Source organism: Cupriavidus sp. NPDC089707, assembly GCF_044748965.1.
In the GTDB taxonomy this organism is placed as follows: Bacteria; Pseudomonadota; Gammaproteobacteria; order Burkholderiales; family Burkholderiaceae; genus Cupriavidus.
Genome location: NZ_JBIVHB010000043.1, coordinates 8,535 through 17,737 on the forward strand (window position 1 = coordinate 8,535; position 9,203 = coordinate 17,737).

The following is a 9,203-nucleotide window of genomic DNA, read 5'->3' on the forward strand; positions in this document are numbered from 1 at the left end:
ATCTGTTCGATCTGCTTCTCGATGTCGATGCCGCGCAGCAGTTCACGGATGCCCTCGGCACCCATCATGGCGACGAACTCGCCCTCGCCGTACTCGTCGCACTTCGCCAGGTAGTCGTCTTCGGACATGATCTGGCTCTTCTTGAGCGGGGTCATGCCGGGCTCGAGCACCACAAATGCTTCAAAGTACAGCACGCGCTCGATGTCGCGCAGCGTCATGTCCAGGACCATGCCCAGACGCGACGGCAGCGACTTCAGGAACCAGATGTGCGCGGTCGGCGCGGCCAGTTCGATGTGGCCCATGCGCTCGCGGCGCACCTTGGCCAGCGTCACTTCAACGCCGCACTTCTCGCAAATCACGCCGCGGTGCTTCAGGCGCTTGTACTTGCCGCACAGGCACTCATAGTCCTTGATCGGGCCAAAGATCTTGGCGCAGAACAGGCCGTCGCGTTCCGGCTTGAACGTACGGTAGTTGATCGTTTCCGGCTTCTTCACTTCGCCGTACGACCACGAACGGATCTTCTCGGGCGAGGCCAGACCGATCTTGATCGCGTCGAACTGCTCTTCCTGCTGTACCTGCTTAAAGAGATCGAGCAATGCTTTCATTGCAACTCCTTGTTTCGCCACTGGCCCGGAGTCTGTCCGGATCGGTGGCATTCATTCTGTGGGAAATCCTGCGCTGGTGAGTGCCGGCCGCAGCCGGCACCCGCATCGGTTCGATCAGTAGCGATCGAGGTCGATGTCGATACCCAGCGAACGGATTTCCTTCACCAGCACGTTGAACGATTCCGGCATGCCGGCATCGATCGAGTGCTCGCCCTTGACGATGTTCTCGTACACCTTGGTACGGCCGTTCACGTCATCGGACTTGACCGTCAGCATTTCCTGCAGCACGTAGGACGCGCCGTAGGCTTCCAGTGCCCACACTTCCATCTCACCGAAACGCTGGCCACCGAACTGGGCCTTACCGCCCAGCGGCTGCTGCGTCACCAGCGAGTATGGGCCGGTGGAACGTGCGTGCATCTTGTCATCGACCAGGTGATGCAGCTTCAGCATGTGCATCACACCCAGCGTGACCGGACGCTCGAACGCTTCGCCGGTGCGGCCGTCGAACAGAGTGACCTGTTGCTTGGACGCGGTCAGGCCCTTCTCCTTCGCGATCCCTTCCGGATAGGCGAGGTCCAGCATGCGGCGGATTTCGTCCTCATGCGCACCATCGAACACCGGCGTCGCGAACGGCACGCCCTTCTTCAGGTTGTCGGCCAGTTCCAGGACTTCCGAATCCGAAAGGCTGTCGAGGTCTTCGACCTTGCCGCTCTCGTTGTAGATCTGCGTGAGCAGGTTGCGCACTTCGGCTGCCTTGGCTTGCGCCTTCAGCATGTTGCCAATGCGCTCGCCCAGACCGCGCGCGGCCCAGCCCAGGTGCGTCTCGAGAATCTGACCCACGTTCATCCGCGAAGGCACGCCCAGCGGATTCAGCACGATGTCGGCAGGCGTACCGTCGGCCATGTAGGGCATGTCTTCGATCGGGGTGATCTTCGACACCACACCCTTGTTACCGTGACGGCCTGCCATCTTGTCGCCAGGCTGCAGGCGGCGCTTCACGGCCAGGTAGACCTTGACCATCTTGATCACGCCCGGCGGCAGTTCGTCGCCCTGCGTGAGCTTCTTGCGCTTCTCTTCGAAGGCCAGGTCGAACTCGTGGCGCTTCTGCTCGATGGCTTCCTTGACGGCTTCCAGCTGGGCAGCCAGTTCCTCGTCCGCCGGGCGGATGTCGAACCAGTGGTACTTGTCGACGTCAGCCAGGTATTCCTTGGTGATCTTGGCGCCCTTGGCCAGCTTCTTCGGACCGCCGTTGACGGTCTTGTCGATCAGCAGGCGCTCCAGACGCTGGAAGGCATCGCCTTCCACGATACGCAGCTGGTCGTTCAGGTCCAGGCGGTAGCGCTTCAGTTCGTCGTCGATGATCGACTGGGCACGCTTGTCACGGGTCACGCCTTCGCGGGTGAAGACCTGGACGTCGATCACGATGCCGCTCATGCCCGACGGCACGCGCAGCGAGGTGTCCTTCACGTCCGAAGCCTTTTCGCCAAAGATCGCGCGCAGCAGCTTCTCTTCCGGAGTCAGCTGGGTCTCGCCCTTCGGCGTGACCTTGCCCACCAGCACGTCGCCGGCTTCAACCTCGGCGCCGATGTAGGTGATACCCGACTCGTCCAGGCGAGCCAGCTGGGCTTCGGCCAGGTTCGAGATATCGCGCGTGATTTCTTCCGGTCCCAGCTTGGTGTCGCGGGCAACGACCGACAGTTCCTCGATGTGGATCGAGGTATAGCGGTCTTCGGCCACCACACGCTCCGAGATCAGGATCGAATCCTCGAAGTTGTAGCCGTTCCACGGCATGAACGCCACCAGCATGTTCTGGCCCAGTGCCAGCTCGCCCAGGTCGGTCGAGGCGCCGTCGGCGATCACATCGTTGCGGGCAACGATATCGCCAACCTTGACCATCGGACGCTGGTTGATGTTGGTGTTCTGGTTCGAACGCGTGTACTTGATCAGGTTGTAGATGTCCACGCCGACTTCACCGGCCACGGCTTCGTCGTCGTTCACGCGGATCACGATACGCATCGCGTCGACGTAGTCGACCACGCCGCCACGCATGGCCTGCACGGCCGTACCCGAGTCGACCGCAACAGTGCGCTCGATGCCGGTACCGACCAGCGGCTTGTCCGGACGCAGGCAAGGCACGGCCTGACGCTGCATGTTCGCGCCCATCAGTGCACGGTTCGCGTCATCGTGTTCCAGGAACGGCACCAGCGAGGCAGCGGCCGACACGATCTGCGACGGCGCCACGTCGATGTACTGCACGCGGTCCGGCGTCACCATACGGGTTTCACGCTCGGAGCCCTCACGCGCCGACACCAGTTCGTCGGTCAGGTTGCCGTCAGCGTCGACGGTCGCGTTGGCCTGCGCCACCACGTACTTGCCTTCCTCGATCGCGGACAGGTAGTCGACCTGATCGGTCAGCTTGCTGTTCTCGACCTTGCGGTAGGGGGTTTCCAGGAAACCGTACTCGTTCAGGCGTGCATACAGTGCCAGCGAGTTGATCAGACCAATGTTCGGACCTTCCGGCGTTTCGATCGGGCACACGCGGCCGTAGTGCGTCGGGTGCACGTCGCGGACTTCAAAGCCTGCGCGCTCGCGGGTCAGGCCGCCCGGGCCCAGTGCGGAGACACGACGCTTGTGCGTGATCTCGGACAGCGGGTTGGTCTGGTCCATGAACTGCGACAGCTGCGACGAACCGAAGAACTCGCGGATCGCCGACGAGATCGGCTTCGAGTTGATCAGGTCGTGCGGCATCAGGTTCTCGGTCTCGGCCTGGCCCAGACGTTCCTTGACGGCACGCTCCACGCGCGACAGGCCGGCGCGGAACTGGTTTTCGGCCAGTTCGCCGACGCAACGCACGCGACGGTTGCCCAGGTGGTCGATGTCATCGACTTCGCCCTTGCCGTTGCGCAGGTTGACCAGGATCTTGATGGTCTCGAGGATGTCCTCGTCCTGCAGCACCATGGCGCCTTCACCGCTGGGGCGGCCCAGGCGGCTGTTGACCTTCATGCGGCCAACGCGCGACAGGTCGTACGACTCTTCGCTGTAGAACAGGCGCTGGAACAGCGCTTCCACGGCTTCTTCGGTCGGCGGCTCGCCCGGGCGCATCATGCGGTAGATCGCGATGCGCGCAGCGGTCTGGTCGGCGGTCTCGTCCACGCGCAGGGTCTGCGACATGTACGGGCCCTGGTCCAGATCGTTGGTGTACAGGGTCTGGATCTGCTTGACGCCGGCTTCGCGCAGGTTTTCCAGCAGCGTTTCGGTCAGCTCGTCGTTGGCGTTGGCGATCACCTCACCGGTATCCGGGTCGATGATGTTCTTGGCCAGCACGCGGCCCAGCAGGTAGTCTTCCGGCACGCTGATCAGCTTGGTGCCGGCCGAGTCCAGGTCGCGGATGTGCTTGGCGTTGATCCGCTTGTCCTTCTCGACCACCACGCGGCCGTTCTTGTCGGCGATGTCGAAGCGCGCGACTTCACCGCGCAGGCGCTCGGGCACGAACTCCAGCTGCGCGCCTTCCGACTGCAGCGTGAAGTTGTCGAACACGAAGAAGTGCGCGAGGATCTGTTCCGGGGTCAGGCCGATCGACTTCAGCAGGATCGTCACCGGCATCTTGCGGCGGCGGTCGACGCGGAAGTACAGGATGTCCTTCGGGTCGAATTCAAAGTCCAGCCACGAACCGCGGTAGGGAATGATACGAGCCGAGAACAGCAGCTTGCCCGAGCTGTGGGTCTTGCCCTTGTCGTGCTCGAAGAACACGCCCGGCGAGCGGTGCAGCTGCGAGACGATGACACGCTCGGTGCCGTTGATCACGAACGAACCGGTGGAAGTCATCAGCGGGATTTCGCCCATGTAGACTTCCTGCTCCTTCACTTCCTTGACCTTGCCCGGGTTCTCGCGATCGTTGATGATCAGGCGAACCTTGGCGCGCAGGGCCGAGTGGAAGGTCAGGCCACGCTGTTGACATTCCTTGACGTCGAACGGCGGGTTGGACAGGTGATACGAGACGAACTCCATACGGGCGAGCCCGTTATGCGAGGAGATCGGGAAGATTGCGTTGAAAGCGGCCTGGAGGCCTTCGGTCTTGCGACGCGCGGTCGGCGTTTCCGCTTGCAAGAACTGGGTGTAGGATTCAATCTGGGTGGCAAGCAGGAATGGAACCTGATGTACCGTAGCGCGCTTCGCAAAGCTTTTGCGAATGCGCTTCTTTTCGGTGAAGCTGTACGCCATGGGATCTCCGAATCATCGCAGGACGGCTGGACCTGGCCGCGCCTGAGGTGTTCAGCGACTGGGAGGGGATTTGGCGGTTGGCCGCTACCAACCTCTGGCTGACGGTGTCCGCACGCTGCGGGCGGTGTGGTCGTCGCATCAGCGCAACGCCTGTACTCGCCCGGGGGACACCCGACCAAACTTGTCTTCTGCAGTCGGTTCAGAAGACAAACATCAGCAGCAACCACTTAGTGTGCCACTGATGTTTGGCCTCTGCTGAGATGCCGGCAAATCAAGTGCTGCCGGGACTCGCAAACATCACATTTTGCGACTTTGCCGCTGTGCAGAGTGGTGATTGAAACACAATCGCACAAGCGCAAAAAGGCTGGCGCCGGGAATTTCCCTTTGCCAGCCCCATTCGCGTGCCGCAAGGGCACGCGAGCACAGCATTACTTGACGTCGACCTTGGCGCCGGCGTCTTCCAGCTTCTTCTTGGCTTCGGCAGCAGCAGCCTTGTCCACGCCTTCCTTGACGGGCTTCGGTGCGCCATCGACCAGGTCCTTGGCTTCCTTCAGGCCCAGACCGGTGATTTCGCGAACGGCCTTGATCACGCCAACCTTGTTGGCGCCGACTTCGGCCAGGATCACGTTGAACTCGGTCTGCTCTTCAGCAGCGGCGGCACCGCCAGCGCCCGGAGCAGCGGCCACGGCCATGGCAGCAGCCGACACGCCAAACTTCTCTTCGAACGCCTTGACCAGGTCGTTCAGTTCCATCACGGACATCGCGCCAACGGCTTCCAGGATGTCGTCTTTGGTGATTGCCATTTGAAATACTCCTACTAGATTTGATTCGGTATCGGTAATGCGATCTTTCGATGCGCGGCCTGGATTGCCTTAGGCGCCGGCAGCTTCCGCTTCCGCGGGAGCGCCTTCTTCCTTCTTGGCGGCCAGGGCAGCCAGCAGACGGGCGAAGCCCGACACCGGTGCCTGCATCACGCCCAGCAGCTGAGCAATCAGTTCGTCGCGGCTCGGGATCGAGGCCAGCGCCTTCACGGCGGCAGCATCGAGAACCTTGCCGTCATACGACCCGGCGCGCAGGACCAGCTTGTCGTTGGTCTTGGCGAAGTCGTTCAGAACCTTGGCCGACGACACTGCATCTTCGGAAATACCGTAGATCAGCGGACCGGTCATCTGCTCTGCGAGGCCTGCAAACGGCGTACCTTCGACGGCACGGCGAGCCAGCGTGTTCTTCAGAACACGCAGGTACACGCCTTGCTGGCGAGCGGCAGCACGCAGCTTGGTCAGATCGCCAACCGCAATGCCGCGATATTCGGCCACGACGATGGTCTGGGCCTTGGCGACTTGCGCCGAGACCTCAGCAACGACGGCCTTCTTATCTTCAATATTGAGTGGCACGGTTAAGCTCCAAAATAACGCTGTTTCTCCGGCAATACCGGAGCCTTCACGTCAGCACAAACGAACGGCGTCCGATTGGCCCGAATCGACCGGGACAGTGCCCGGCTTCTTCAATCCCTTCGGGTGCGCCATCTGCGCTGGCTGGCCGGAAAACGTCGCTCAGGCTTGGAAGCCTTCCCGCACGTTCCGACCGATTAAGCCCTTTCCGCATCATTGCCGCGGACAAGGACACCAGCGGTCTTTGATAACCAGCGGTGCCCGCCGATGCTTGCGCACCCGGCCGGACACCACTGCCCAAAGCCATGCTCCGTCCCTTGCGGTCCGGAGACGACCCCCGCCATTGGCCAGGGTCTTCAATTCTTCTTGCCGACCGGTGTTATCGGGTTCCGGTCAGCAATTTGCCGTCAGCTCAGGAAGCCAGCGTAGCCTGGTCGACGCGCACGCCGACACCCATGGTCGACGAGACGGCGATCTTGCGCAGGTACACGCCCTTGCTGGTAGCCGGCTTGGCCTTGACCAGCGCTTCCAGCAGCGCCGACAGGTTGCTCTTCAGCGCGGTGTCTTCGAACGAACGACGGCCGATGGTGGCGTGGATGATACCGGCCTTGTCGACACGGAACTGGACCTGACCGGCCTTGGCGTTCTTCACGGCCTGGGCCACGTCGGGGGTCACGGTGCCAACCTTCGGGTTCGGCATCAGGCCGCGCGGGCCCAGGATCTGGCCCAGCGTACCAACGATACGCATCGTGTCTGGCGAAGCGATCACGACGTCGAAGTTCAGGTTGCCGGCCTTGACTTGCTCAGCCAGGTCTTCCATGCCGACGATGTCGGCACCGGCGGCCTTGGCGGCCTCGGCCTTCTCGCCTTGTGCGAACACAGCCACGCGCACCGACTTGCCGGTACCGGCAGGCAGCACCACGGAACCACGAACCACCTGGTCCGACTTCTTGGCGTCGATGCCCAGTTGCACGGCCACGTCGATCGACTCGTCGAACTTCGCCGAGGCGCAGCCCTTCACCAGGCCCAGGGCCTCATCGATCGGGTAGAACTTGGTACGCTCGATCTTCGCCTTGTTGGCGGCGACGCGCTTGGAAACCTTAGCCATTTACAGACCCTCCACGGTGATACCCATCGAACGAGCCGAACCGGCGATGGTACGCACTGCGGCGTCCAGGTCGGCGGCGGTCAGGTCAGCGTTCTTGGCCTTGGCGATTTCTTCAGCCTGGGCGCGGGTGATCTTGCCAACCTTGTCGGTGTGGGGCTTCGGCGAACCCTTGGTGATGCCGGCTGCCTTCTTGATCAGCACGGTCGCCGGCGGCGACTTCATCACGAAGGTGAAGCTCTTGTCGGCAAAGGCGGTAATCACCACCGGCACCGGCAGACCGGGTTCCATACCCTGGGTCTGGGCGTTGAACGCCTTGCAGAACTCCATGATGTTCAGACCACGCTGACCCAGTGCGGGACCAACGGGCGGGGAGGGATTTGCCTTACCAGCCGGAATCTGCAGCTTGATAAAGCCAATGATCTTCTTGGCCATCTCTACTCCAATCCGGATCGCTCCACTTGGGGGATGCGATCCTGTTGAGTCGTAACGCGCTGTCGCCATACCTGTGGTATGGCCTCACGCTCCTCTTGGCAACGCCTTGGGGCGTTGCCGTTGCCAGTTGCCGCCCTTTCGGCCGACAACCGGCAAATTCCTTAAACCTTCTCGACCTGGCCGAACTCAAGTTCGACCGGCGTTGCGCGTCCGAAGATCGTGACCGAGACGCGCAGGCGCGATTTCTCGTAGTTCACTTCTTCCACGTTGCCGTTGAAGTCGGTGAACGGGCCGTCCTTGACGCGCACCATTTCGCCCACTTCGAACAGCGTCTTGGGACGCGGCTTCTCGACCCCTTCCTGCATCTGGGTCATGATCTTGTCGACTTCGCGCTGCGAAATCGGGCTCGGGCGGTTGCGGGCACCGCCCACGAAACCGGTGACCTTGCTGGTGTTCTTCACCAGATGCCAGGTCTCGTCGGTCATTTCCATTTCCACCAGCACGTAGCCCGGGAAGAAACGACGTTCGGTGACCGACTTGTGGCCGCCCTTGATTTCCACGACTTCTTCGGAGGGCACCAGGATGCGGCCAAATTTGTCCTGCATCTCGGCGCGCTCGATGCGCTCCTGCAGCGCGCGCTGCACGCTCTTCTCCATGCCGGAGTAGGCATGCACGACATACCAGCGCTTCTTCGATGAAGGCGATTCCGGCGCGGTGGTTTCCTGCTGAGCGTTATCCGTCATGTGATACCTCTTATTTCCAGCCCAGTACGAGCGAAAACACGATCCACTCAATGAGCTTGTCCGCCGACCACAGGAACAGTGCCATGATGACGACAAAGACGAAGACCAGCCCCGTCATCTGCCCGGATTCCTTGCGCGTCGGCCAGACGACCTTGCGAACTTCCCGATACGATTCTTTGGCGAACCCAATGAAGTCCTTGCCCGGTGCCGACACCAGTGCAACGACGACACCCAGTGCAATACCGCCGAACAGCGCAGCGCCACGTACATAAGACGGTTGCTGTGCGAGTGCATAGAAACCGATGACGCCGGCAACCACCAGCAGCACCGCGACGCCGAGCATCCACTTGCCGCTGTTGGCGTTCACGGTTTCAACATTGGGATTGGCCATGTTTCGCAAACGAGACTAAGCCGCGTCACGATTGTTCCTCGCGACGCGGCTGATTGATTTGGCAGGGGCAGAGGGAATCGAACCCCCAACCTTCGGTTTTGGAGACCGACGCTCTGCCAGTTGAGCTATACCCCTAGAACTACTTGGAGGCTGACGCTTGCGCCAACCCCTTCTGGCAACGAACGCGACCGGTTGGTGCCGCGTTCGCTATCGAACAGCTTAGTCGAGGATCTTTGCCACGACGCCGGCGCCGACGGTACGACCGCCTTCGCGGATGGCGAAGCGCAGGCCTTCTTCCATGGCGATCGGGGC

7 protein-coding genes, 1 tRNA gene and 2 pseudogenes are annotated in these 9,203 nt (G+C 61.7%); all 10 read right to left on the reverse strand.

Annotation, left to right across the window (positions count from 1 at the left end; translation table 11 throughout):
* Positions 1-605: pseudogene (locus tag ACIP1U_RS31955) on the reverse strand (DNA-directed RNA polymerase subunit beta'); the annotation flags it as partial.
* A 114-nt stretch (positions 606-719) separates the two neighbouring features.
* Entirely contained in the window at positions 720-4,826 is a 4,107-nt protein-coding gene (gene rpoB, locus ACIP1U_RS31960; RefSeq protein WP_400323767.1) for a DNA-directed RNA polymerase subunit beta, read from the reverse strand.
* 428 nt (positions 4,827-5,254) lie between these two features.
* Positions 5,255-5,629, reverse strand: coding sequence for a 50S ribosomal protein L7/L12 (rplL, locus tag ACIP1U_RS31965; protein WP_010810464.1), 375 nt, complete (start codon positions 5,627-5,629; stop codon positions 5,255-5,257).
* 69 nt (positions 5,630-5,698) lie between these two features.
* Positions 5,699-6,220 (reverse strand): 50S ribosomal protein L10, encoded by a 522-nt coding sequence (gene rplJ, locus ACIP1U_RS31970; RefSeq protein ID WP_400323772.1) that lies wholly within the window; start codon positions 6,218-6,220, stop codon positions 5,699-5,701.
* A gap of 409 nt (positions 6,221-6,629) precedes the next feature.
* Positions 6,630-7,325 (reverse strand): 50S ribosomal protein L1, encoded by a 696-nt coding sequence (gene rplA / locus ACIP1U_RS31975; protein ID WP_400323774.1) that lies wholly within the window; start codon positions 7,323-7,325, stop codon positions 6,630-6,632.
* Complete coding sequence (gene rplK, locus ACIP1U_RS31980) at positions 7,326-7,757, reverse strand: 50S ribosomal protein L11 (protein ID WP_010810467.1); 432 nt, start codon at positions 7,755-7,757, stop codon at positions 7,326-7,328.
* Positions 7,758-7,918: 161 nt separating this feature from the next.
* Positions 7,919-8,500 (reverse strand): transcription termination/antitermination protein NusG, encoded by a 582-nt coding sequence (gene nusG / locus ACIP1U_RS31985; protein ID WP_010810468.1) that lies wholly within the window; start codon positions 8,498-8,500, stop codon positions 7,919-7,921.
* Between the two features lie 10 nt (positions 8,501-8,510).
* The gene (secE, locus tag ACIP1U_RS31990) at positions 8,511-8,891 is read right to left on the reverse strand and encodes a preprotein translocase subunit SecE (protein ID WP_029049797.1); all 381 of its coding nucleotides are present in this window, start codon (positions 8,889-8,891) and stop codon (positions 8,511-8,513) included.
* A gap of 59 nt (positions 8,892-8,950) precedes the next feature.
* A tRNA-Trp gene (locus ACIP1U_RS31995) sits at positions 8,951-9,026 on the reverse strand.
* A gap of 84 nt (positions 9,027-9,110) precedes the next feature.
* Positions 9,111-9,203, reverse strand: a pseudogene (locus ACIP1U_RS32000) (elongation factor Tu); the annotation flags it as partial.

Coding starts and splice junctions, on each gene's coding strand:
- nusG (WP_010810468.1), bottom strand. CDS start 8,500: ATGACGGATAACGCTCAGCAGGAAACCACCGCGCCGGAATCGCCTTCA.
- rplL (WP_010810464.1), bottom strand. CDS start 5,629: ATGGCAATCACCAAAGACGACATCCTGGAAGCCGTTGGCGCGATGTCC.
- rplK (WP_010810467.1), bottom strand. CDS start 7,757: ATGGCCAAGAAGATCATTGGCTTTATCAAGCTGCAGATTCCGGCTGGT.
- rplA (WP_400323774.1), bottom strand. CDS start 7,325: ATGGCTAAGGTTTCCAAGCGCGTCGCCGCCAACAAGGCGAAGATCGAG.
- secE (WP_029049797.1), bottom strand. CDS start 8,891: ATGGCCAATCCCAATGTTGAAACCGTGAACGCCAACAGCGGCAAGTGG.
- rpoB (WP_400323767.1), bottom strand. CDS start 4,826: ATGGCGTACAGCTTCACCGAAAAGAAGCGCATTCGCAAAAGCTTTGCG.